We start from the raw sequence: 20,769 nt of genomic DNA, 5'->3' as shown, positions 1-20,769 counted from the left end.
TGGTCATTTCGAGTGAGTATGGTCAATCATCCGATCTTTGGAATACGACACTTATTTTTCTGGAGATGAAATCTTTGTAAGTCAACTAATACGTAACACAGGTAAACCTGTGATGAGTCGATTGGCTCACTCTGTCTCATTGTGTTTCAGCGCGTCTCAAGAAGAAGTCTGCGCAAGATTTATTCATCAAACTAATTAAAAAATAACCAGCATACCGTTTTGTCATAAGTTCAATCGTGGTATCATATGAACATAGGCGAAATAATTAGGAAACCAACCTATAACGCACCAGTAAGCCGCAAATTAAATGTATGAACTAAAATTTTACCAGCAATAAAATCAACAACTTAGAGGCAAGTAGTGTGTTTATTGTTGCTTATGCAACTATGTCGCAAGCAAGGGTGTTAAAAAAGGCAAAAATAAACTTTACTTTTAGCTTTATCTAGGTATAATCGAACGAACTGAACAGAATAACAAATAAATTAAAGTTCAAATTAATTGGCTGTAATAGAGGAAACAATCAGAATGCAAATCAGAGGTTTAGAGGCGAATGTATCCCAAGAAATACTCGCTCAAGATGTAAATTTAGACAGCCTAATTGCGAAAGCGGAGGAAATGGCTAATGGTGTTAAATATCTTTACGTAAAGAGATGTAAAAACTACGGTTCGTTTGTCGTTACTCTTAGCACAAAGACAACTAAGACTTTCCGTTTTGACTGCCTTGATTCACTAAACGAATCATACGCTGACGCAAAATTTACGATTTTCGAAGATCGTGGTCAAAACACTAAAGCGGTAACAAAGAAGCGTTCACAAGGTGGCATCTACATGCGAGCTATTGAGCGCAAGAACAAAATCTCAACCGAGGTTAAGATTGTTATGTCGTTTGCTGACAACTCTGGTAAAAGCGCTTTTCTTGGCACTTTCGATTCAGAAAAAATCAGTGTTGAAATTGTTGATGCATGGGCAAAAACTGTAAAACACGCAGCGGCAAACGGTACAGTGACTTATCAAGAAGTGAAAGATTCGTTTAACTACATTAAGCAAAACTACGTTAATGCTACTCTTGTTGACTTTCTAACAATGAGCCGTGGTTGGTTCGATATGGGACTGAAAGCTAAAAACGTTACTGGCGTTTTTGCACCAGCACCAGTGGTACGCGCAAAAGGTAGTCGAGTTTTACCAGACAACACTTCGTTTCAGTCGCGTCATGGTCGTGGCAACATCATCGTTTCAAAAGATGGTCATCGTATGACTTTATCTTTTCGCGATACACCAATTAAAACAGTTGAAACTAAAGCAGTTCAGTGGCTTAATGAAAACATCACATCACTGAATTCAATGACTGATTCAAACAAACAAAAACTGAAAGAAAACTGGAACGCCTTTTTAAATCGTTGTCAGACTTGCAAGCCTCAGAACATGAATCATTAATATAGGAAATAAATAATGTTGGAAGTAGAGATAGAAAGTAAAGATTTTGAGTCAAACTTAGATTCAGTTCTTGAAGAAGTATCTTCGACGGGGAAAACAGCAGTTTTAAAAATGAATAATGAACCCGTTGCCTACATTATGGATATCCATACGTATAACGAAACAAAAGCGCTTATAGCTGATCCTATTCCTCAAACAGCCAATCAGTAAAAGCCAAAGTATCGTTACATATCGGGCATTAGCCCGATTTTTAATATTTAAAAGTGGAATAAAAAATGTTAATTACAGAAAACTTTGTGTTCTTTTATGATAAGTCAGAGGTTTACTCTCAGCAGAGTAAGCATGGATTTACATACAAAGGATTTAAATTCAAGTCAGCAGAGCATTGGATGATGTTTCACAAGGCTAGAATTATGGTTTTGGGCGCAAGCTCAACCATGAAAGATGTATTCGAATTTATGCGTATGCATCCGAAATGCCTGTTCAGAAAAATCCTTGATGCCAAGACACCACAAGCAGCTAAAATGCTTGGTCGAGATGTTAAGCCTTACTCAGAAGAAGTGTGGAAAGAAAACCGTGAAGATGTTGTATTCTACGGTAATGTATTAAAATTCCAGCAAAACAAGGTGTGTAGTGAGTCAATGGCTACAGTAGGAACAAAACAATTTGTTGAAGCTGCAAAAAATGACTTAAATTGGGGCGTAGGTTTGGATGAAAAGAACCCTAAGATTTTGAATCCAAAAAATTGGGTAGGTCTAAACCTTCTAGGTAAACAACTGGATAGGGTAAACCAAGTGCTATTTATCAACCCAGTATCAGTCGAGATCCCATACTAATTAAAAGCCCTACATAGCGATATGTGGGGCTTTCTAATATCAGGCATATTTCTCCATCAATTTCTTGATTTCGATGTCTACAGCAGGGGCTAGAGAGGTATTTTCTAAGAAGCTATCTACCCCTTTACCTGACTCATGATTTACGCATTGCAGGAAGATAAGACCTGAAATCTCAAAACCAAAATGCGGAGCATCAAGAAGGTTTTTATACATCAATCTTTTTTCTTCTTCTGTAATCTCATAAGTAAAGAAATGCGCATTTAGATCATCTTTAACTTGATGTGTACAAAGCAATTCTAGCTTGGATTCGTCAATACTAAAATTAAGCTCTTCACGAACCTCTCTAACTGCGCCATGTTTAAGAGATTCACCCTCTTCAACTAAACCCCCTGGAAAACCGAACCTTGAATCCCAGCGTAGGTTTAAGGCTACTTGCAAGATCTCTTTATTTCTAGCTTCTACAGGCAAAGATTCAAAACCACGCCATGCTTCCGATTTGAAGTGAAAGCCAACAAATGCTGCATTACGCTTTCCGAGCGAACCAGGAATGTGCTCAATTACTTTTCTTTTCATTATTTATTTACCATTCGAAAAACCGTACTAAGATACATGAATGTCAATCATTTTAAAAGCTAAAATTTGTTTGACTATAATCCTAATATATGTATAATTTAAAACAATCAATTAAGGAAAAAATAATGCATCACATCATTGCAATGGGTCTGGGAGATCATAAATCCTTCCTTGTAAAATCAGATCTGATTAACGATTTCTTTGCTGAGGTCTCTGACCATATTGGGTATAACATCGCCTTCCCTGAGATTATCCCTGCAACAGAGCTTCCAGAAACTATCAATCTGACTAATGGTGATGTGTTAGTTCGATGCGCCGACGAATATAGCGCTGAAATTGCCTTTGGTTTGCTGCGCAAAGCAAAACTATCAAATGGATATCTTTATAAAAAGGAAGATCTATTTGATGAGTATGGTGATATTAAAAACGGCAGTTTTGATCTCTATGCTTATGACGCTAACTCAAAAGAACAGGTAAAATTCTTAGAAAGCATCCTAGATGAAGAACTAACACTACTGAATGATGAAGTAATGTCATTCATCAAAAGTGAAGTAAGTAAGAATGACTTCCATGAAGATTCAGACATCATGAAATTGTATCGCGGTGGTTTAAAAGCAAGTCGATCAAGAGGTAACTATGTTGCAACAATCGAATACCGTTAATAAAGACAATAAGTGGCTTCCTCTTTTGCGCTTTATCGAATCAATCCAAAGAGGGGATCATTGGATTTATAATGCGACTCTAACAGGATGCTCGCCAGTCTTTTCCAACATTAATGTCTCGATCCCAGAATCGCAAAGTAAACTGATTGTAATTTACGGCGACAATAGCAGTGGGAAAAGTTTCTTTGCAAAGCTTATGGCAACAGAGGCATTGCATGATACAGGTATTCATCCGTATATCGTATCAATGGCTCAAAGAACAGCTTCATATGGAAAGATGTTCTTTGGTAATGAGTCATTTAAATCTACAGGGGTATGCTCAATTAGCGCCACCCTTAGATGTCTAGAAAGCGCAATCAAAGATGAAAAAACAGCTCTTGTTGTTTTAGATGAGCCAGACGTGGGTTTGTCTGACTATTACTCTCCAGCATTAGGTGAACATATCGGACAAAAGCTGAATGGCTTTTCAGACAATAAAATGATGATTGTAATTTCACATTCCAAACATCTTCTCTCTGGATTGCTTGGTAGTTATCAAGGTAACTGTATCGAGTTTGGTATCAATACGGAAATGTCTCTTTCTGACTGGTCAAAAAGAACGGAACGAGCGACTATTGAGGAACTTCTTGAGCTTCAAGGACTTTCTAGTAACATCAGGAATGCCATTAGCGATGTTAAACCGAAAACAAAGCAATCGATGATTTAATTGTTTTCTAGTTGTTTAGAATCATTGTTAGTGACAGATTTCTCTTGTATTATTTTGGTCAAATAAATACCAATCAAGAATAATTAAAAGATGAATTTGTACATTTTGACTGAAGAAGTAACAAGGGATGTAGTCGCTAAGGAAGTATACTGGGATAATTGGGGAACAATTACAGATTACTCATTGTCTGGGGCATATATAAAAAAACCTGAGCTTGTAAAGCCTGGTCATCAAATGGAACAGTATAAGTTATCTATTGATACTGAACGTACCGTATATGCTCTTGTATTGAGATATTCAGAGATTGACTCATTTGGAAGTAATAGCGGAAAAGGCGAGCTTATCTGGACTTATACAAGTAAGAGTATTGCAGAAAAAGCTATGCTGGCGTTTCAAGAACAAGTAAGCGCTCATAAGCAGAAACGACCTATTAAGGTAAAAATCCCCATTGAACTTGATAACAAAGAAGTGATATTAAAAGAACTGCAAAACCCCGCATCAAACGGCGGTGATCATTTTGATAGAATCGATGTCATTGAAGTTCCTATTATCCAATAATCTCCAACAGAAAAGGGTTTGATACTTGTATCAAACCCTTTAAGTATTGCTATTTCAGCCTAGTGCTTTTTAATTGTCAATGTGTACGTATTCGCGTTATCTTGAAAATGCATTACGGTAATTTCTTTATCTGATACTAATGGAAGTGCAAATCTACCATCGGTGCCAAATTTAGTAACTACTGGCAACTGAATTCTATCATTTTCACCCATCATAACCATTTCTATACTTGATAGAATTTTACCGCTTACAGAAATGTATGCGTCCGTTGGGCTACCACTTTCATCATAGTTTACATCGTCAATTATAATCTCTAGATTGTCATTTCGATTTAAATAGTGATTGGTTAAGAGAGTCTTCTTATCTTCTTCTGATAGACTTCCATCATCATCACTTGAACCGCTATATCTAAACCCATCAAAGCTTGAATCCTTTGGGATAGACACCAGAACAGAAAAAATATCATCAGGCATCATAAATCGAGACGGAGAATGCTCTCTCAAAGAAACCTGGTATGTAGAAAGATTTTTGCTGAGTTCAATCTTCTCTTGCCCATCTGGAGCTTGTTCTGCTTTATCAATACTAGAGCATCCTGCTAATGCCAATACCGACACTAAACCGATAATTACTGATTTTTTCATTATAGATTCCTAATAAAAGGCAGGATGACCTGCCATTAGTCGATTACTCGACTCTTTTTATTGTTACTAACGTTTGCTTATCTGAATCTTTGAAGCTTCCTTTTGAAACAACAAGATCTTTACCAATTTCTGGTAGTTCGATATTTGTAGCAGTGAATGTTGATGAGATTTCTGGCAGGATAGTGTCTTTAATCATAAAGCCTTGCTTATCGTGCTTACTTACTTTGTATGAATTTAGATAATCATCTGTGTTCACCAAAGTTTGCGTATTGATTTTCATGCTGGCATAGTTGCCGTTGATAAGAGAATATCCCTTAAATTCAAGCTCCACGCCGTACTCAATGATAGGATCTCCTTCCTTAGTGAGTACAAAATCACCTTCAGCATCTTTCAGAAAGTAATTTTCACTAAATTTTGAAACTGTATGGTATGGGTTATTGTTGCTCAACAGGATTTGTTTTTCGAGAATAATGTTTGACTTGTCTTTGATTGATTCAGAAACAGTTACAACATAGACACTATTCGTTTTTATTTGTGGGCTAATTTCTTCTGCATTTGCAATTCCCGATTTTGCTGCACCACAAACAGCTAGCGTACCCATGCATACGCCAAGTAATGTTTTCTTATTCATCTTTTATTCCGAAATTTTTAATTTATTAATAAAAAAGCAGGTATATACCTGCTTTTAGTCTATTATTTATTTTCTTGTTTGGCTAGTCCTAGATGCTTATCTTTTTTCAATCCTTTTAACGCTAAAAGAGTCATAGCGGCTCCACCAGCGAATAGGATTGTAAACACGAGGCTTTTTGTTATCTCAAAAGGTTTGAAGTAGTAGACCGCGCTAGCTACTGCGAATGAACAACTCATTCCTGCTATGTAAGCCATTATCAACAGCTTTAAATTCACATTAATCATAAAGAATCCTTTTGTTTTTTACGATTATACATCCATCTAATCATGTTTCAAGTCATAGAAATAAATTTAAAGCTTTAATATCAGACAATTAGATCAAAGGCAAATTTTGCTTACATAATAGGCGAGTTTTTGCTCTAAACGCTATTATATTGATAATATTAATAATTAAATTATTGCTAATTGATACCACTAAGGTATAGTAATGCCTGTTCGAGGGGAGTTGGTTTGCATCTCAGAAATAGACCAATATCTGCTTGTAAACAAGGAACGATTTCTCTCGAACACACAAAAAAACCTGAATGTTTCCATTCAGGCTTAGCAATCAATTCTCAAGAACTTTAGATATTCTCAGGATGGATCTGCTGGATGTTTTCCATAACTTCTCCTAAATAATCCCTAGCGCTTTGGCGCGTCTATACACAATGTAATCACAATACTCTGCATAGTCCCATGAAAGAAGTCCATTTGCACAACCTAAACAAGCACAAGCTTGGCTTTTACACCATCGCTCTACCTTCCCATTAGCATAAGGGCTACCGCTTACTTTTCGATGAATACTTTCCAGTCTTTCAGAAGGTGTTTTCAAAGATTTTAATTTGTCTTCATACAGTGCTCTTAAGCTATAGAACCCCTTATCAAGAGTGAAGAACCGACACAGATCAATATCATTCTTTAGCTTAAGCTTTTTGTTTTGCTTGATACATGCTTTTTGTCGATCAAAGCCCATACTGCCAGGTTCAAAACCTTTAGAGGACAGATAATCACACTGATCTTCTACATAAGCATACTCAGCTTCAACTTTTCCATTTTCATCGTAAAAAGTAGTAGTGCCATGCTTATACCAAGCGCCTGCGCCATTTTTGCTTCCATCATCATAAGTCACAGAGAATCCTCGATTCTGAGTCACTAATTGACGCAATTGTTTTTTCGATAGGGTATCAATAATTTGCATAATTCATCTTTAATTGGTTTTTCTTGATTATACGTAAATGAAGGCAAAAGTAAACAAGAAGCCAGAGTATGACTTCTTGTTTTTGTAATCATAGAATTGCGAAATCAATTCCTGCAACTAGTGAGTTTTTAAGGTGTCTCATTCTATTAAAACCGTGGTAATGAGCAGAGAATACTTCATCCAACATTGACACATCTCTGAACTCTCCCTTGTAATCACCAGCGACCTTTAAAACCTTATTTCCCTTGCTCTTGGTTAATGTATAGCGAATCTGTAGTCCATTTGGTTTAAGTGTTAAAACAAATGTGTCAGTGAAGACAAATCCCTCGTAGTCAGATAATCTGATAAAAGTGACGCTATCATCTTTTAAATGCTTTACCTTTAGATCTTTGATTCCGATTAAAGGAGCTACTGAGTTAACATGCTTAGCTAAACCATTCAGCAGAAGAGGCTTATTTCGACCCTCACTGAAAATTTTATTTGCAACCTCATGAAATCCATTCATGAAAAACAGTGAGTAAATTTGCTTAGCGCTATTACGCTCAAAAATCTCAATCTTTGATACTAAAGAATGGTTTGATAGTGCCTTTTTCAATAAAATCATTGTGTCATAGGTGACACGAGCCACTAGTTTACAGTCTGGATGTGCCGCTCCACCGTGTGTATACCAAGCACTAGATGTTCGATACCAATGATCAACAAATGTTGCAATGTGATTATAGAATTCGTATCCAGCCCATCGAGTGGCAGCTTTCAAACAATCATTATCAATCCAAAATTGTTGATATGTACAATCTTTACTAAAGCTTAGATGAGAGTAACGCGAACTAACCACATGATAGATACAGATCAGGCAGATTTTATGCATGGTTTCTTCGTGATTATCAACAAAGATAGGTGCCTTTGAATTTTTGATCTCATTGATGATTTTATCCACAATATCTCTGGATAAGTCGGATAACTCTAACAAATTCAACGCTGCGCTTACCGCAACAGTTACACGATCTGAATCATCACTTCTCTTAGACAAAGCTAATGCAGTTTCAAAGTTTGGCTGCTTCCAAATTTTTGCAACCAACTGATCAAGCTTGCATCCCTTCGGCGCTCTGCCAAGCTCAGACATTAAAACTTCTTCAATACGTTTACGTTCTTCAAGTAGTGCTTCACTACTGTTTAGGGTCATTTTAAGCATGATATATACCTTCTAATGGTCGGACATTTTTAAAGGCTCGCTCATTACCTGTGTCCGAATTAAAGAAAGAAATATCAGACTCAGTAAGTTTGTTTTAAGTTCGTACATGCCAAAGTGAGCGAGGCAGGCTCGACAGCCATCATTAGGGCAGAACACTGTTCTGGGCTAATGTCTTTATTATACATAAATTAAGAATTATTTCAATAAGAACGAATCGCATAATAATTTGTTTCTAGTTAATTATTAATGATAAAATAATTAAAAATACTCAAAAAAGAAAAAACTATGAGCACAACAATAAAGCTAGCTGGACTAAAGCGTAATCTTGATTCTGGTAATGGAAGACTGTACGTACATGAGTTAGGCAATCCTAGTAAGACATTCGTACTTTTAGATGAAGGTGAAGCAATGGCAAGCTGGGGATTGAAGCGCTTCAATTTATATACCTGCGCAAAGCCATTCAGCGAACCTGCAAGCCAACTGCAAAACGTTAACTGGGAGTTAACCACTGAACATGGAAAAGACATAAATTGCTTCTTCAATGGACTATCTTCAGATAATCAAGTAAAGGTACTCAGTATTAAAGAAGAACTTGAAAGCAAGTTTAGATCTGAGCAGGCTATAGGCATTCATTATGCCGAATACGGCTCTATGATTCCTGCTGACCAGTTTAGCGAAGAAGAGAAAGAGAAAACTGATATTTATGCATTCCTTCCAAACGATGAAGAAATGGGAAGATGCACAAACTGCGCATTGTATGTAGCAGAACAATACCCTGGACGTTCTGAAGTATACGGTTTCTATTGTGAGGACAATCCTGAATGCACTCATAAAGAAGTTACTAGTGCATTTGGTCATGATTTCTGTGTCATTGATAATCGGTACATTGTTGATTTTTGGGTTAGCCTGTACACAGGCAGTGAGCAACAGTCCGTCTTCGACTTGGAAGATAAAAATGACCATGCAAAAATTAAGCAGATTTACGGAAACCCTGAGAGATGGAGTGTTATGGTTGATGGTTCATTTGTGAAATATAACGATCATAAGTTTCCAGAAAACCTAAGAGTTAAAAGGGTAGAAGTCAAGGAATCTGAACTTGCCATTTAATAGATCATAATAAAAAAGCCTCAGATTTGAATATCTTGAGGCTTTTTAATCATTCTAGAGAACAAGGTTCTTGAAATTTTCTAAATCTTCCCTTGTCTGTATAAACTTACCTTCGCTTCTGTAACCAACACCAGCCAGGCATTTCACCCAGTACTTGTTCGGCTGATCATAATGATAGGTAACATTGTCGGTGAAGCATAGGTAAGGGGCATTCTCTCTACCTTGCTCTACTACAATACCAAGACTTTCCATGAATTTAATGAACTCATCATAAACCTCTTTATCGGTATTGTCTTGAGGAAAAGATTTCGATGAGTAAACATAAAAATGAAGCAGTTGTGGGTACTTGCAAGGTATGAACTCTTGTTTCCCTAGCATTGCTCAATCTCTTGTGACAGTGAGCGACTACCAACAGAGTAGTAGCCAAGCTCTTTAAGCTTTTGTAGGCGGTCATTAATAACATGATACGCCTTTAGCTCTGAATCTGTAAAAGAATGACCTGATAGTGACAAAGAGAAGTATTTTTCAATACACCAGCCATGTACATCATCAATCGACACTGAAACACCAGCATTGTTTTTTGCCGCTTGAATAACATCGGCTCGCTCAGTCAGTGTGATTTCAGCAGCAAGCCACAAGCTTTCCTTCGAATAGTTTTCACGGTTTAAATCTGTCATAGAGACCTCTTTAATTATTAATAGCTGATTAGTTAACCTCTAAGTCCTTCAGCATCTCGAACAAAGCGATCATTTGAAGCTGAGATGAGAAGACATCACTTCTGTAATAGCTATCGACAGGCTCAACTCTGAAAATCTCACCTTTAAAATCAATTGAAATCAAAAGTGTTTTTGGATCTACATCTACAGTTAAAACATGTTTTACGCTATTACCTTCCGCAGACTCAATGTATACAGATTGCACCGCCTTAGAAGTAAACTCACCAGCTTGATGAAATTCAGCGCCAGATGTTTCAGAAACAGTCACTTCAAAGTAGCTCGTTAGGTTTTCAACCACCTTGTCTAGCACATTCTGATTTAGACCTTTCACCTTATATTTTGAGGCTAAATTTTTCAAAAACTCACTGTTAGGGTCTAACAGCCCATTTTCAGACCAAGCCCATTCAAATGCCAGCTTCGCACCCTCATGTAGTGACTTAGTATGAACGGATTCAATACCCGTAACACATTTGTAATAGCCTGTTTTTGAGTTCAATTCAAAGTGAGTACCTGAAAACGGGCAATAGCAGATAACATCCTCACTTACTCCAACCACATAATCAGTTTCGTAGTTTTCGATAACATGGCTAACACGCTCATCTTGATTGAAGTTGCCGTTCTTATCAACCATGTCCATAATAAGCAAGCTTTGAATGTATGCATCAAAGATTGGATGAGTAGGAATGTGAGAAATTTTTGATTCAGAAACCTCTACGATTTCATTTGAACAGTAAAAATCAACACCGTATACGACACCACCTTCTTTTTCTAACTTTTCTCGCGCAATACCAATACGACCATCTTTGGTATAAACATAGTTTGCGTATTGAATTCCACCCTCTGCAACGCCAGAATCAGGTAGATCTCTTGGTGTTTCAATCTTACTAATGGTTGTCATAGCTAGTTCCTTGAAGAAGTATCTTTCTATTTATGTTTTTTAGTATATGTCAATTGCATATAGAGTCAATAAATATTTTGACCAATCATTTAAAACCAGATAAAATAAACGAAATTGAAAACTGCAATGCAAGGCATTGCTTAAGTCAGGAAAATCCCGTGCAAGAAGAGTTTATGTTGAGAGCCTATTCTCAAAATCACTACAGCAACAAGGAAGATTTCTTAGCAGCCATTCTCCCATTTATTGGAGAGGGGCTATTATTAGATCTTCATAGCAAGATGATTGATAAATACGGAATGCCAAAACTGGGAACATCGCGAGTTTCTTACGTATCAAAGAAGGTTGTATTTAAAGTTCCAATTTCTCAAGACGGCTTTAAGTACAATGACTTTGAGTTGAGCCTATTGTCTTCAAATATTGAAGGAGGGGCTGTTTATGGGCATACTCGATTAGCTAAGCCAATGGGTATTGATGTAATTGCAATGGAAATCATTGAGCGAGCTGAAATTGAAGATATTGAATCAAGGCTAGGTTCAGTTCCAGATTGGATCTATGAGATCGACATGGGGCAGGTAGGTTTTAATTCAAAAGGTGTACTTAAAGCGTATGATTACGCTGATATTCTAGACAGGCTATACTAATGAGCAACAAAATTAGCAACAGTAAGGTTTTCCACTATGTGTGCTTTGCTACCATGTATGGAGCACAAAGCAAACTTTTGACTTCAATTATGATTGTTCTCTTCATTGTAATTGGAGCGTTAGTTAAATCCCAAATCCCTAACGGTATGGCTGCTAATTTAATAGTGCAGACATTTGGTGTTTTTATCGGTATTCGATTTGTTCTTTTAGCAATTCCTGAGATTAGAAAAGATGTTTGTAAAAAAATGAGCTGGGTATACCGATAATTCCACTACAGTCTATCGACTTATTTAAATTGTATAATAAAGGAGTTTTTATGGGATGGGGATGTCACCCTGACACTATGGCTATCGCAAGTGCTCAACACGCAGCAAAACAAGAGGTTGGTGAGACTGCGGATAGCCTAACTTACGCTAAAGCGTATAGAAATCACTACGAGAATCAAAACAAAAACAACCCAGGCATTTCTGGACTTGATTCATACCTTGCTGAACTTGATCAGAACATTGCCTGGAAAGAAGAAGGTAAAACTGACGAGGAAATTCAACAAATCCAAGCTGAGCGATTTCATAGAACATTGATGAAAAACAGAGGCGTACCAGATAAAGAGATTGAAGAATTCCTTGATGAAAAATTCCCTTCAAGAATTAAAGTCAAAGAGAACTTCCAGCCGATTACGTGAAAGCTATATAAGGCATTATTAGAATTGTTAAAGGATGAGTTTCAGCTCATCCTTTATTCATACAAAAGAAAGTTTAAATTTGTTTTTCAACGCTTATTTTTTAATCCCACTTCTAAATCTATACTTATGAAAAATCAAAAGTGAGAAGCCACCATACACCCAAACAACTAAGGCTAAAGAAAACCATGTGTAAAAATACAGCTTGGTTTTACCATGAATCTCTTGTACCGATGTAAAGTTGAACGTGCTAGCAACCACGTTTGTTTTTTTATTGTAAACAAGCATGAAAGTGTGTTCATTTTGATTACTTCCTAAGTCCCGATAGTGCTTACTTACTATATCATCAGACGCAATAGGGAATGTGTTTGGATTGTACTTTACCCTGTGAATTTCTGAATTCTCATTCTCAGAAACAGACTTATATGCCTTGTAAAACTCTCCATTATCTTTTTTGTCTGATGACCAATTACATACTAGGCGTTGTTCATGACAATAGTCGTAATACACATCCTTCTGATCGTGTTTTAAGAATATAGCGATTGCCTTTTCATGAACTGACACATCCCTATCAATAGAGTCAATAAGATTTATGCTTATCATGGATACATGAATAACAAACCATAAGAGATTCACTGCTGTCATGATCCCAAAAGTAAAAACTCTATCCATGCTTCTTTGTTTTTTAAAAAATAGAAGCACACCTAAAATTGATGGGATCACAACAAGGAATGCAACAGTTGATACTTGGTTGTTTCCATTATAAGTACTATACAGACTATAGATCAGGCTATTGATTTCATGATAAAGAGCACCAAATAATATAGAAAACCCAAGAGACCACTTATTGATCTTCTTGGTGAATATGAGCGTTGCACCAATAGCTATAAGGAAACCCACTGAAAATAATGTGAACTCAAAAGGTATGTTTGCATCCAATTTATTGATAATTTCTAGCATTTCAATTACTTCAAATTCATGTTTTTTATATGATAAATTAATTGTAAATGCCTGTCACTTAAAAGAGCCGACTTATCGGCTCAATCTTCAATTGGTTCTTTGCTCTCTTCGTAAGCCTTAAAAAATCCATTGTGTGCTAATCTGTCTTTCATTTCTCCCCATCCAATAATGGTATTTTCATCAACAGTGGCAAATTTCTTTTCAGTACCATAGAAGAGTACGTGCCTGTTGAAAGGATGGAGATCTGAAACAACTTCGGCAAGAGATTCATTGTATGGATATGCCTTCTGCCAAAGCATGACATCCTCACCACGAACATAGTCTCTAACCCAAGCAACTGGACTGTTCGATTTACCAATCGTATCATGCGCCACAATTTGACCGATAATGATGTCCTGGTGCTCATTGGGAACAGCAATGATGAATTCTCCAATGGGGTGGTTCACTTCAAACACAACGTTTTTAAACTTTTCACGTTCATCGATTGAGTCTTGCTTAGCTTTTCTGTAACCGATGTTATAAGCTGACTTTTCGATAGATGCGCATGATTTTCTGAATACAAACTTCAACATCGCAATGATTAAATTTTTCATTAGACCTCTCTATTTTATCCTAATTATACAATAATTTGATTAACTTGCAATAAACTTTACTTTTGATTTTCAGTAATGTATAATTAGGAAAAATTATAGGGGTGATTATGAATATTGTTATCTTGAAAAAGAATGCTGAGCATTACAAGAAAATGCTTCATTCTAAGGGGTTCGAAGATGAATCCAAGATTTTTGATCAGGTTAGATTTGGTCGTGAAAACGACAAGATTGACTTTGAGTTTAATGGGACAATTTCAAATGAATTGATTAATGCCCTAATTGAAATCTCAAAAGAACTGAATGATATCGTTGGCTTGAGAGAGTGCGAAAAACTCAAGATGCTGATCGATCAAAATGACACCACCATCATTAAGTCTCTGAAAACTTTTCGTAAGTCGTTAGAAGAGTACTTACTTAAAGATCACTTGGATGGATGGCTTTATAGGCTAACTGAGAACAATATCTTTATCCCTTTTCTTGTTTCAAATATTCTTCACTCACCATCGAATCCTACAACTGGTGAACAGGCTTCGGTGAAAGTATATTATGATTACAACTCTCCAAGGTTCAGTTCACGTCATGGAAGCAGAAAAGAGTTCTTCATTTTTTATTTAAAAGATATTCATGGGTATACCTTAACCACAATCTTGGCTAAAAAAGGGCTTTTTAAAGAAACAAAGGAACTCCAATCTAGATACAACAATCAAATTGCTTTGTATGAGCAATATTCTAAACAAATTGGCGCTCAGTTTATCGGAAATGGTAATAGTGAGTCTATGGACTCGCGAACATACCGTAAAATTATGAACGATAAATTGGTTGTTGATGAAGAGCCAAATCGTCCTAATGAGTTTAACCAGACGACACGTACAGCGCTTAATAATGGCTCAAGAATGGATCTTGGTTACTTCGGTGATGATAACATTACCGAAAGTGACGATTTCAAAGTAATGGTTCATCGAATTCCGTATCATCCTTTCATTAAGATGTTCAGCCTGGCACATCATGAGTGTGTCTGGATGTTAGCTGACGAGATTGTACCGTATGAATACACTAGCGATTTAAGCGATAAACTTGTACTTCCAGAGGATCATAAAGACCTTATCGACATCTTAATCAACGATGCGGACATTGTTCTTGATGATATTGTTGGCAATAAGTCTGGCGGGACAGCAATTTTATCAAAAGGGGCTGCTGGTTTAGGTAAGACTCTGACTGCTGAGGTGTATGCTGAGCGCGTCCAAAAACCCCTATATTCAGTTCATGCGGGACAACTTGGCATCAAACCAGAGGAAATCGAAAACAGGCTTGAAAAAATCTTAGATAACGCTGAGAAATGGAAAGCGATCCTTCTACTAGATGAAGCTGATGTTTATATTCGTCGCCGCGATAATGATATGAGTCATTCTGCAATTGTAGCTGCATTCCTTAGAAAGATTGAAAGGTACAATGGCATTTTGTTCATGACAACAAACCGAGAAAATGATGTGGATGAGGCTATTGCGAGTCGATGCTCAGCAATCCTCAAATACGAATTGCCTAGTGACGATGAACTATTTAGGATCTGGACTGTTCTTAGCAATCACTACAAGATTGAAATGAGCAATGAACTGATTAACAAACTAATCGATAGTATTGAAAATATGGTAGGGCGCGATGTTAAAGAGTTACTTAAGCTAGCTGCTCGATACAAATCACAGAGAAATGTTGAGATTGACTACGACATTTTCAGGAAATGTGCGATTTTCAGAGGTTTATCTTTCAAAGGAAAAGGTAAATAAGTAGACGTGTAAAGATATATTGAAAGCCCTTAATATGCATTAAGGGCTTTTTTATTTACGATTCCTCAATCGAGTTAGCATTGATATAAATACTAAGGTAATATTTAAAAATAATGCACAACCAATTTGTAAATATGAAAAAAGTAAAAGTTGATAAGTTATACAAGTTACTGTTAAAAATTGATTTGTTATCTAAGTCAGATTTTGAAGATTCAATAGAGATATCAATGATGGATTTGATTGAGCAGTTAACTGCCATGAAAGTTTTCATATCAGAGCTAGTCTATAAACTAGAGAATGGAAAACCATTTTGTACAGACTTTGCTATATCTAAAATTGAAATTATTGAAGGATATATCGAGCAATTAGAGAAGTTCAAAATCAAAATTGAAACTGATAAAAACCCTTACCCGAGCTTTGAATAATAAAGAGAATAAATGTATGAGCCTAAAAGAAAAATATGAAGAATTTAAGAGAGGCTTTACTGATGATTTTGCAAAAACCAACCAATACATAACAACTGGCAACATAACAAAAAGCACTTTGGTAATGGTTTCCGCAATGACTTTATCAGGATGTAATTTTTTTGAGAGTGAATACACTTCAAACCTTAAAGAATTCTCTCAAGATCACCCTTCCCAGATCACTGATATTAATGAGCAATCCCTTCGAGATATTGCTGATGGTAAAAGTGGCGTCTTTAGAGATCAATTCGGTGAAATAGTATTCATTTCAAATTATGATGAAGGCGAAAATTACACACATTCACAGAGAATCGCTTTAGAAAATTCAATCCCAAAACACATCCTTGAAAAAATGGAATCTCGATCTGCATATAAGGAAGGTGTTTCTGATGATGAACCTTACGCTATAAAAAGCGCAAGATCTGAAGCTCACTTTATCAATGTAGAAACAGGCAAATCAATCCCTCGACTAGAAGAATTAAATGTAGACACCGCGTTTATCAAAAGCGATAAAGAAGCAGATAAAATGGTAGCTCTTCATGAGTTTGGTCACTTCCTAACTAAAAGACATATCCCTGGTGGATATGGTGACTATACAAAAGAATTGGTTAATGAAGTTGCAGCAGACAATCTTGGAACGCTACTCTATGCTAAAATTGAAAACTTATCATATACTCAATTTAATCAATTAATTAATGACCAAAAAGAAGAAAGAGAGCGAGCGGCTATTGCATATTTAGATTTATCTCATTATACAAGCCAAGGTTTCAACATGCTTCAGTCAGCAATTGAAAGGAACCCTTCCTTATACGGCGAAATTAAGAACATGGATATTAATCAATTGACTAACGTAAGTGTCAAATTGAGCACAAGTATGAATAGTTCCATTTCGCATGAAGAAAAAAATGAAATTGACAACTTAACTTCAACAATGGTTATCAGCGATATCCATGAAATGCAGACCAGAAGAGAATTATCAACAGATTCGTATGCAGCGAACTATTTTCCAAGTGATGTTGGAATATATAAAAATTATATAAATGCGATAAATGATGCCTCAAAATTAAGCGGTTACGAGCTATATGAGAAAGCAGAAAACATATCTAAAGTTTTTTCAAATACAAACCAATTAATATCGAGATCAGAAAAGGTAAGTATATCTAGCCCAGAGGTTATTGCCTTAGAAAGCTATATCAAAGAGATTTCAGAAAGTAACAGCTCTCGTAAGTACTCTGAAATTTATAATAGTTATCCATCACTTTAAACTTTAAACCAATAAGAAAGCCCATTTTATGGGCTTTAATTTATTTAAAGAGATAATGATGAATCTTTGTCTTTTGGAACATTGATACCAGCTTCGATTTCAGCTTTTTTATGCATATCTTTAAAAGTAAGATTTAATGTAGAACAAGTTCTCTCAATTGCATTTTTTAGCGCATTCAATCTAATGAACCCTTGAGTTCCATATTCTGAATCACCCTGCCATTTGCTAATCTTGATGTTTAAGTTATCAATAGCTCTCTCTGGATAAATTACTTTACCGTCTTTAAATTGAACCCTACCTCCGTGAGAAACCTTCACCGAGTCAAACTCTCCTTTAATTGAAGTGTTTTTCGCTTCAATAGTCATAAAGGCATCGTAATCTTCAGGATCATCATTAGAGAATAGATTTCTTGGTGTTTTGATACCTTCGATCATTCCGAGATTGTATTCAGTGAAAGCTTTGATTACAAAATCCTTGTGATTCTCGTACATATAAGAAATGGTTTCTGTAATGGCATCGCGAATACCAAGCATCTCAATATATCCGCACATCCCTTTCTCACTTTCCCCCTGAAATTTACTCATGTGAAAACGAAATGACTCAGGGTTTGATTCTTCTGGCATTGAAATAGTAATACCGTTATTTGGATTACCTAAACCTGCTTTAATAAATTTTTGCATTATACATTCTCTTTTTATTTTTAATAATTATATCATGTTTTAATGGTTAAAAAACCCTGATAAAAGAATAAAATTATTGACAGGTACGTACAGTTATATATACTTAAAACAAGCTAAAGTCGGAGCTAAATCAAATGGTTTGTCTACCAGCCGCTCGCAAAGGCAAAAGACATGAAATCACAATTCACTTTCTTTATTGAGCATCAGCGTCAATTTGAAAGGTTAAGCGAGCAAACTATCCGCAATTTGAAACGCCAGATGCTAAAGTAAGGAAAATGAAATGATTCGCATCGAAACACATGAGCAAGCTAAAAAGCTAACCCAAGCCATTCACACCTATTTTATGAAAGGCAAACCAACGCTAAATCAGTTCCGTGATGAATTCGCTTCGAGGTTTGGTTACAAATCTTTAAGAGACCCATTCACATCTGAACAAAGTGTTGATATGCCCCTTCAGGATACTCTGTATAAGGCGTTTGCGGATATCGTTGTAACACCTCTAGATGATCCTCGAATCACGCTATCTGTCGCGCTAAATTACAAAAAAGACATGTCTGATAGTGCCTGCTTGAAGCTAATCAATTCTTTAGAGTCTGAGCATGATATTGCAGACCCTAAATTCAAAGAGCAACCAACGATTGAGGAATTTAAAGAGCGCTGCGAAGAGCTTTTAACCATCTTTGGCTATCAAGACGATTTTTACGAGACTCGTCATTTATTCAAAGTGCTTTTTAAGATCTCAATGCCAGCTCACCGCATTCAATATGAGCGTCACGGAAATCCCGAACGAGAAGCTGCTAAAGAGTTTCTTAAATCCATTTCAGAACATATTATGCTTGAAAAGATTTTGGAGATGATTAAGTACGATGAGAAATCAGACTTCTCTCCACAAGATGCTTTTAGCTCATTACGTAGCAAAATCGAAATCTTTATCTCCTGCTATATCTGGACTTCTAGCCCTGTAGGGCATCACCTTCACAAAACAGCAAGAGATATTGCGGGTTACAAGTCATGATTGAATTTAAAACTGAATACACGTATGAAATGCCAATCGATGCTTTAGGCATGAAAATAGACACAAACCGTGACCTAGAGATTCTTGATTTGTGTGTTCTTCCAGATAATAGGATCGTTAACATTCTTGCGGCTACTCGACTTTCAGTTGGCGATCCTACGATGAATCACAACACTGCGGAATACGGATTTGAGGTTGAGATCGTTCAGGAAGGGTGTGAAGGTCTATATCAGTTCATTCTCTTTGAAAATCAGCGTGAATTAATCAAAAAGGTTCGCGAGAAAAGACTTAAGGATAAAAAGTCAAACATCAAATGGGATAAAGACATGAAGCGAGTTGGCGCAGTGCTTCTAGATGACCCATCTGAAAGAGCACAATTCCTAGAGCTTGGTGCTGAAGACTACCTTTATCAATTTAAGTTCTAAAATTAAAGCCTAGAACACAGTTTGTTTTCTAGGCTTCTCTTTGTACTAAACTTACCAGAATTTCTCAATTTCAACTTGCTTGATTTTCGAGTCTGGGTATTTATCGTAACCATTCTTTCTAAAGAATGCTTCATACTTATCGATATGCTTTTTGCAAAATTCGTTTAGCTCATATTTTGGTAATCTTGGCGAATACACAAACGCATTATCAAAGAGGTCACAGATCATGAATGTGCCATCTTTAAAGTCTGTGAGACTACTCATTGTGTAGTCCATAGCCATGTGAAGGTAATCAAACCCTTTCTCACCAAGAGCGATTGTGATAACCCCTGGATCATAAATTTTAGCTGGAATGTGAGTTTTACCTTCTAATTCGTATGGTTTATCAGTGACGATATAGGTTCTATCTCTTAGGAATATCATATCATCAGCTACCAAAGTGGTAGCATCAACAATCTCCCATTTGTCATTCTTGAAACACTTTACTTGATTATTCATTTATTCACCTATTTAAATTACGCTCAAAGCCAGTTTTGCATTGTTATCAATTGTATCTAGAGGTTTAGTAACAATGTCATATGAAAAAGCCGTATCCCAATCTTTCTCGTCGCTTTCAAGAGATCTCATACCTTCCTGAATTGCCGATTCTGACTCAGTTCTTCCAAGTAATCGTGACTTACAGGTATCAATGCTTTCATTCACATAAAGCACTACCGAGGAAATTCCGTTCTCTTTGAGTTTTGCTTTTGCATTTACCGCACCACGAGGATCTAGAATTAAACAGGTATTCGCCTGTTTTAGTGATTCAATCACAGCGCTTAATGTAGATCCGTAATAGTTACCCTTATTTACTTCATGCTCTAGAAACTCACCAGATTCAACTTTGTACAAAAACTCGTGCTTACTTAAAAAATGATAGTGAACACCGTCTTTTTCATAAGGTCTAGGCTCTCTAGTTGTAGTGGTAATACATTTTTGGAAACCGAATTCTTGAATAAGCCTGGTTGCCAGTGCGTCTTTTCCTGAAGCTGTTCTGCCAGCAATAATTAATAATTTATTCATAAATTAAACCTTTTA

At 36.3% G+C, this 20,769-nt stretch carries 29 protein-coding genes; 15 read left to right on the top strand and 14 right to left on the bottom strand.

Annotated elements, in window-relative coordinates:
• Positions 1-525 precede the first annotated feature (525 nt).
• The 3 genes from R7P80_RS18875 to R7P80_RS18865 all read left to right on the top strand — a co-directional run bounded on the left by R7P80_RS18875 (position 526) and on the right by R7P80_RS18865 (position 2,270).
• The gene (locus tag R7P80_RS18875) at positions 526-1,434 is read left to right on the top strand and encodes a hypothetical protein (protein WP_241620949.1); all 909 of its coding nucleotides are present in this window, start codon (positions 526-528) and stop codon (positions 1,432-1,434) included.
• A 15-nt stretch (positions 1,435-1,449) separates the two neighbouring features.
• A complete protein-coding gene (locus R7P80_RS18870; protein WP_118894826.1) occupies positions 1,450-1,644 on the top strand; it encodes a type II toxin-antitoxin system Phd/YefM family antitoxin in 195 nt (64 codons plus the stop codon).
• A gap of 65 nt (positions 1,645-1,709) precedes the next feature.
• Positions 1,710-2,270, top strand: coding sequence for an NADAR family protein (locus tag R7P80_RS18865; protein WP_318096797.1), 561 nt, complete (start codon positions 1,710-1,712; stop codon positions 2,268-2,270).
• 39 nt (positions 2,271-2,309) lie between these two features.
• On the opposite strand, the gene R7P80_RS18860 is transcribed toward R7P80_RS18865, so the two are convergent.
• Positions 2,310-2,843, bottom strand: coding sequence for an NUDIX domain-containing protein (locus R7P80_RS18860; protein WP_020332299.1), 534 nt, complete (start codon positions 2,841-2,843; stop codon positions 2,310-2,312).
• Positions 2,844-2,968: 125 nt separating this feature from the next.
• On the opposite strand from R7P80_RS18860, the gene R7P80_RS18855 reads away from it, so the two are divergent.
• The 3 genes from R7P80_RS18855 to R7P80_RS18845 all read left to right on the top strand — a co-directional run bounded on the left by R7P80_RS18855 (position 2,969) and on the right by R7P80_RS18845 (position 4,769).
• The gene (locus R7P80_RS18855; protein ID WP_229624144.1) at positions 2,969-3,505 is read left to right on the top strand and encodes a hypothetical protein; all 537 of its coding nucleotides are present in this window, start codon (positions 2,969-2,971) and stop codon (positions 3,503-3,505) included.
• Positions 3,480-4,211: a hypothetical protein gene (locus R7P80_RS18850; RefSeq protein ID WP_045591854.1), complete on the top strand. Its 732-nt coding sequence runs from the start codon at positions 3,480-3,482 to the stop codon at positions 4,209-4,211. Before R7P80_RS18855 ends, R7P80_RS18850 begins: the two co-directional genes overlap by 26 nt.
• Before the next feature lie 90 nt (positions 4,212-4,301).
• The gene (locus tag R7P80_RS18845) at positions 4,302-4,769 is read left to right on the top strand and encodes a hypothetical protein (protein ID WP_318096796.1); all 468 of its coding nucleotides are present in this window, start codon (positions 4,302-4,304) and stop codon (positions 4,767-4,769) included.
• Between the two features lie 59 nt (positions 4,770-4,828).
• Here R7P80_RS18845 and R7P80_RS18840 read toward each other — a convergent pair whose 3' ends face one another.
• The 5 genes from R7P80_RS18840 to R7P80_RS18820 form a co-directional block, all read right to left on the bottom strand.
• Positions 4,829-5,410, bottom strand: coding sequence for a lipoprotein (locus R7P80_RS18840; RefSeq protein ID WP_053318679.1), 582 nt, complete (start codon positions 5,408-5,410; stop codon positions 4,829-4,831).
• A 43-nt stretch (positions 5,411-5,453) separates the two neighbouring features.
• Positions 5,454-6,041 (bottom strand): hypothetical protein, encoded by a 588-nt coding sequence (locus tag R7P80_RS18835; protein ID WP_318096795.1) that lies wholly within the window; start codon positions 6,039-6,041, stop codon positions 5,454-5,456.
• Between the two features lie 62 nt (positions 6,042-6,103).
• Entirely contained in the window at positions 6,104-6,325 is a 222-nt protein-coding gene (locus R7P80_RS18830) for a hypothetical protein (RefSeq protein ID WP_038129908.1), read from the bottom strand.
• A 385-nt stretch (positions 6,326-6,710) separates the two neighbouring features.
• The gene (locus R7P80_RS18825) at positions 6,711-7,277 is read right to left on the bottom strand and encodes a hypothetical protein (protein WP_229624134.1); all 567 of its coding nucleotides are present in this window, start codon (positions 7,275-7,277) and stop codon (positions 6,711-6,713) included.
• A gap of 88 nt (positions 7,278-7,365) precedes the next feature.
• Positions 7,366-8,469, bottom strand: coding sequence for a hypothetical protein (locus R7P80_RS18820; RefSeq protein WP_048516237.1), 1,104 nt, complete (start codon positions 8,467-8,469; stop codon positions 7,366-7,368).
• 285 nt (positions 8,470-8,754) lie between these two features.
• On the opposite strand from R7P80_RS18820, the gene R7P80_RS18815 reads away from it, so the two are divergent.
• Complete coding sequence (locus tag R7P80_RS18815; protein WP_318096794.1) at positions 8,755-9,576, top strand: hypothetical protein; 822 nt, start codon at positions 8,755-8,757, stop codon at positions 9,574-9,576.
• Between the two features lie 54 nt (positions 9,577-9,630).
• Here R7P80_RS18815 and R7P80_RS18810 read toward each other — a convergent pair whose 3' ends face one another.
• The 3 genes from R7P80_RS18810 to R7P80_RS18800 are packed head-to-tail and all read right to left on the bottom strand — an operon-like array spanning position 9,631 to position 11,190.
• On the bottom strand, positions 9,631-9,954 hold the full coding sequence (locus R7P80_RS18810; RefSeq protein ID WP_318096793.1) for a hypothetical protein: 324 nt from the start codon (positions 9,952-9,954) through the stop codon (positions 9,631-9,633).
• The gene (locus R7P80_RS18805) at positions 9,948-10,253 is read right to left on the bottom strand and encodes a hypothetical protein (RefSeq protein ID WP_045591873.1); all 306 of its coding nucleotides are present in this window, start codon (positions 10,251-10,253) and stop codon (positions 9,948-9,950) included. Before R7P80_RS18805 ends, R7P80_RS18810 begins: the two co-directional genes overlap by 7 nt.
• Before the next feature lie 28 nt (positions 10,254-10,281).
• Positions 10,282-11,190 (bottom strand): hypothetical protein, encoded by a 909-nt coding sequence (locus R7P80_RS18800; protein ID WP_318096792.1) that lies wholly within the window; start codon positions 11,188-11,190, stop codon positions 10,282-10,284.
• Between the two features lie 173 nt (positions 11,191-11,363).
• Here R7P80_RS18800 and R7P80_RS18795 point away from each other — a divergent pair, with 173 nt between their 5' ends.
• The 3 genes from R7P80_RS18795 to R7P80_RS18785 are packed head-to-tail and all read left to right on the top strand — an operon-like array spanning position 11,364 to position 12,513.
• Positions 11,364-11,831 (top strand): hypothetical protein, encoded by a 468-nt coding sequence (locus tag R7P80_RS18795; RefSeq protein ID WP_318096791.1) that lies wholly within the window; start codon positions 11,364-11,366, stop codon positions 11,829-11,831.
• Entirely contained in the window at positions 11,831-12,097 is a 267-nt protein-coding gene (locus R7P80_RS18790; RefSeq protein WP_318096790.1) for a hypothetical protein, read from the top strand. The genes R7P80_RS18795 and R7P80_RS18790 overlap by 1 nt, the downstream gene beginning before the upstream one ends.
• Positions 12,098-12,147: 50 nt before the next feature.
• A complete protein-coding gene (locus R7P80_RS18785; protein WP_052697509.1) occupies positions 12,148-12,513 on the top strand; it encodes a hypothetical protein in 366 nt (121 codons plus the stop codon).
• A 93-nt stretch (positions 12,514-12,606) separates the two neighbouring features.
• On the opposite strand, the gene R7P80_RS18780 is transcribed toward R7P80_RS18785, so the two are convergent.
• The gene (locus tag R7P80_RS18780) at positions 12,607-13,470 is read right to left on the bottom strand and encodes a TMEM14 family protein (RefSeq protein WP_318096789.1); all 864 of its coding nucleotides are present in this window, start codon (positions 13,468-13,470) and stop codon (positions 12,607-12,609) included.
• 80 nt (positions 13,471-13,550) lie between these two features.
• Positions 13,551-14,063 (bottom strand): hypothetical protein, encoded by a 513-nt coding sequence (locus tag R7P80_RS18775; RefSeq protein WP_045591878.1) that lies wholly within the window; start codon positions 14,061-14,063, stop codon positions 13,551-13,553.
• Positions 14,064-14,170: 107 nt separating this feature from the next.
• On the opposite strand from R7P80_RS18775, the gene R7P80_RS18770 reads away from it, so the two are divergent.
• The 3 genes from R7P80_RS18770 to R7P80_RS18760 all read left to right on the top strand — a co-directional run bounded on the left by R7P80_RS18770 (position 14,171) and on the right by R7P80_RS18760 (position 17,572).
• Positions 14,171-15,844 carry an AAA family ATPase gene (locus tag R7P80_RS18770; RefSeq protein WP_052697510.1) on the top strand — a complete coding sequence of 558 codons (1,674 nt, stop codon included), beginning with the start codon at positions 14,171-14,173 and terminating at the stop codon, positions 15,842-15,844.
• A 134-nt stretch (positions 15,845-15,978) separates the two neighbouring features.
• Positions 15,979-16,269, top strand: coding sequence for a hypothetical protein (locus tag R7P80_RS18765; protein ID WP_133297294.1), 291 nt, complete (start codon positions 15,979-15,981; stop codon positions 16,267-16,269).
• A 16-nt stretch (positions 16,270-16,285) separates the two neighbouring features.
• Positions 16,286-17,572, top strand: a complete 1,287-nt coding sequence (locus tag R7P80_RS18760; protein WP_318096788.1) for a hypothetical protein — start codon at positions 16,286-16,288, stop codon at positions 17,570-17,572.
• A gap of 44 nt (positions 17,573-17,616) precedes the next feature.
• On the opposite strand, the gene R7P80_RS18755 is transcribed toward R7P80_RS18760, so the two are convergent.
• Positions 17,617-18,252, bottom strand: a complete 636-nt coding sequence (locus tag R7P80_RS18755) for a hypothetical protein (protein WP_318096787.1) — start codon at positions 18,250-18,252, stop codon at positions 17,617-17,619.
• A gap of 280 nt (positions 18,253-18,532) precedes the next feature.
• Here R7P80_RS18755 and R7P80_RS18750 point away from each other — a divergent pair, with 280 nt between their 5' ends.
• Together R7P80_RS18750 and R7P80_RS18745 are read left to right on the top strand one after the other, a co-directional pair.
• Positions 18,533-19,267, top strand: coding sequence for a hypothetical protein (locus tag R7P80_RS18750; RefSeq protein ID WP_318096786.1), 735 nt, complete (start codon positions 18,533-18,535; stop codon positions 19,265-19,267).
• Positions 19,264-19,692: a hypothetical protein gene (locus R7P80_RS18745; RefSeq protein ID WP_045591883.1), complete on the top strand. Its 429-nt coding sequence runs from the start codon at positions 19,264-19,266 to the stop codon at positions 19,690-19,692. The genes R7P80_RS18750 and R7P80_RS18745 overlap by 4 nt, the downstream gene beginning before the upstream one ends.
• Before the next feature lie 51 nt (positions 19,693-19,743).
• Here the strand turns inward: R7P80_RS18745 and R7P80_RS18740 are convergent, their stop codons facing one another.
• On the bottom strand, positions 19,744-20,190 hold the full coding sequence (locus R7P80_RS18740; protein ID WP_318096785.1) for a hypothetical protein: 447 nt from the start codon (positions 20,188-20,190) through the stop codon (positions 19,744-19,746).
• Between the two features lie 12 nt (positions 20,191-20,202).
• Positions 20,203-20,754 (bottom strand): guanylate kinase, encoded by a 552-nt coding sequence (locus R7P80_RS18735; RefSeq protein WP_118894790.1) that lies wholly within the window; start codon positions 20,752-20,754, stop codon positions 20,203-20,205.
• Positions 20,755-20,769: the final 15 nt, after the last annotated feature.

The organism is Vibrio sp. 2092, assembly GCF_033339635.1.
Lineage (GTDB): Bacteria > Pseudomonadota > Gammaproteobacteria > Enterobacterales > Vibrionaceae > Vibrio > Vibrio alginolyticus.
The sequence above is the reverse complement of the archived record's forward strand: the minus strand, read 5'-3'. Positions and strand labels throughout refer to the sequence as shown.

Excerpts from the sequence above, each read along its gene's own strand:
- R7P80_RS18835 (WP_318096795.1), bottom strand. The coding sequence starts at position 6,041 with ATGAATAAGAAAACATTACTTGGCGTATGCATGGGTACGCTAGCTGTT.
- R7P80_RS18790 (WP_318096790.1), top strand. The coding sequence starts at position 11,831 with ATGAGCAACAAAATTAGCAACAGTAAGGTTTTCCACTATGTGTGCTTT.
- R7P80_RS18800 (WP_318096792.1), bottom strand. The coding sequence starts at position 11,190 with ATGACAACCATTAGTAAGATTGAAACACCAAGAGATCTACCTGATTCT.
- R7P80_RS18735 (WP_118894790.1), bottom strand. The coding sequence starts at position 20,754 with ATGAATAAATTATTAATTATTGCTGGCAGAACAGCTTCAGGAAAAGAC.
- R7P80_RS18760 (WP_318096788.1), top strand. The coding sequence starts at position 16,286 with ATGAGCCTAAAAGAAAAATATGAAGAATTTAAGAGAGGCTTTACTGAT.
- R7P80_RS18770 (WP_052697510.1), top strand. The coding sequence starts at position 14,171 with ATGAATATTGTTATCTTGAAAAAGAATGCTGAGCATTACAAGAAAATG.
- R7P80_RS18805 (WP_045591873.1), bottom strand. The coding sequence starts at position 10,253 with ATGACAGATTTAAACCGTGAAAACTATTCGAAGGAAAGCTTGTGGCTT.
- R7P80_RS18850 (WP_045591854.1), top strand. The coding sequence starts at position 3,480 with ATGTTGCAACAATCGAATACCGTTAATAAAGACAATAAGTGGCTTCCT.
- R7P80_RS18860 (WP_020332299.1), bottom strand. The coding sequence starts at position 2,843 with ATGAAAAGAAAAGTAATTGAGCACATTCCTGGTTCGCTCGGAAAGCGT.
- R7P80_RS18795 (WP_318096791.1), top strand. The coding sequence starts at position 11,364 with ATGTTGAGAGCCTATTCTCAAAATCACTACAGCAACAAGGAAGATTTC.
- R7P80_RS18740 (WP_318096785.1), bottom strand. The coding sequence starts at position 20,190 with ATGAATAATCAAGTAAAGTGTTTCAAGAATGACAAATGGGAGATTGTT.
- R7P80_RS18755 (WP_318096787.1), bottom strand. The coding sequence starts at position 18,252 with ATGCAAAAATTTATTAAAGCAGGTTTAGGTAATCCAAATAACGGTATT.
- R7P80_RS18750 (WP_318096786.1), top strand. The coding sequence starts at position 18,533 with ATGATTCGCATCGAAACACATGAGCAAGCTAAAAAGCTAACCCAAGCC.
- R7P80_RS18785 (WP_052697509.1), top strand. The coding sequence starts at position 12,148 with ATGGGATGGGGATGTCACCCTGACACTATGGCTATCGCAAGTGCTCAA.
- R7P80_RS18845 (WP_318096796.1), top strand. The coding sequence starts at position 4,302 with ATGAATTTGTACATTTTGACTGAAGAAGTAACAAGGGATGTAGTCGCT.
- R7P80_RS18775 (WP_045591878.1), bottom strand. The coding sequence starts at position 14,063 with ATGAAAAATTTAATCATTGCGATGTTGAAGTTTGTATTCAGAAAATCA.
- R7P80_RS18765 (WP_133297294.1), top strand. The coding sequence starts at position 15,979 with ATGAAAAAAGTAAAAGTTGATAAGTTATACAAGTTACTGTTAAAAATT.
- R7P80_RS18825 (WP_229624134.1), bottom strand. The coding sequence starts at position 7,277 with ATGCAAATTATTGATACCCTATCGAAAAAACAATTGCGTCAATTAGTG.
- R7P80_RS18865 (WP_318096797.1), top strand. The coding sequence starts at position 1,710 with ATGTTAATTACAGAAAACTTTGTGTTCTTTTATGATAAGTCAGAGGTT.
- R7P80_RS18745 (WP_045591883.1), top strand. The coding sequence starts at position 19,264 with ATGATTGAATTTAAAACTGAATACACGTATGAAATGCCAATCGATGCT.
- R7P80_RS18840 (WP_053318679.1), bottom strand. The coding sequence starts at position 5,410 with ATGAAAAAATCAGTAATTATCGGTTTAGTGTCGGTATTGGCATTAGCA.
- R7P80_RS18815 (WP_318096794.1), top strand. The coding sequence starts at position 8,755 with ATGAGCACAACAATAAAGCTAGCTGGACTAAAGCGTAATCTTGATTCT.
- R7P80_RS18810 (WP_318096793.1), bottom strand. The coding sequence starts at position 9,954 with ATGCTAGGGAAACAAGAGTTCATACCTTGCAAGTACCCACAACTGCTT.
- R7P80_RS18780 (WP_318096789.1), bottom strand. The coding sequence starts at position 13,470 with ATGCTAGAAATTATCAATAAATTGGATGCAAACATACCTTTTGAGTTC.
- R7P80_RS18855 (WP_229624144.1), top strand. The coding sequence starts at position 2,969 with ATGCATCACATCATTGCAATGGGTCTGGGAGATCATAAATCCTTCCTT.
- R7P80_RS18875 (WP_241620949.1), top strand. The coding sequence starts at position 526 with ATGCAAATCAGAGGTTTAGAGGCGAATGTATCCCAAGAAATACTCGCT.
- R7P80_RS18870 (WP_118894826.1), top strand. The coding sequence starts at position 1,450 with ATGTTGGAAGTAGAGATAGAAAGTAAAGATTTTGAGTCAAACTTAGAT.
- R7P80_RS18820 (WP_048516237.1), bottom strand. The coding sequence starts at position 8,469 with ATGCTTAAAATGACCCTAAACAGTAGTGAAGCACTACTTGAAGAACGT.
- R7P80_RS18830 (WP_038129908.1), bottom strand. The coding sequence starts at position 6,325 with ATGATTAATGTGAATTTAAAGCTGTTGATAATGGCTTACATAGCAGGA.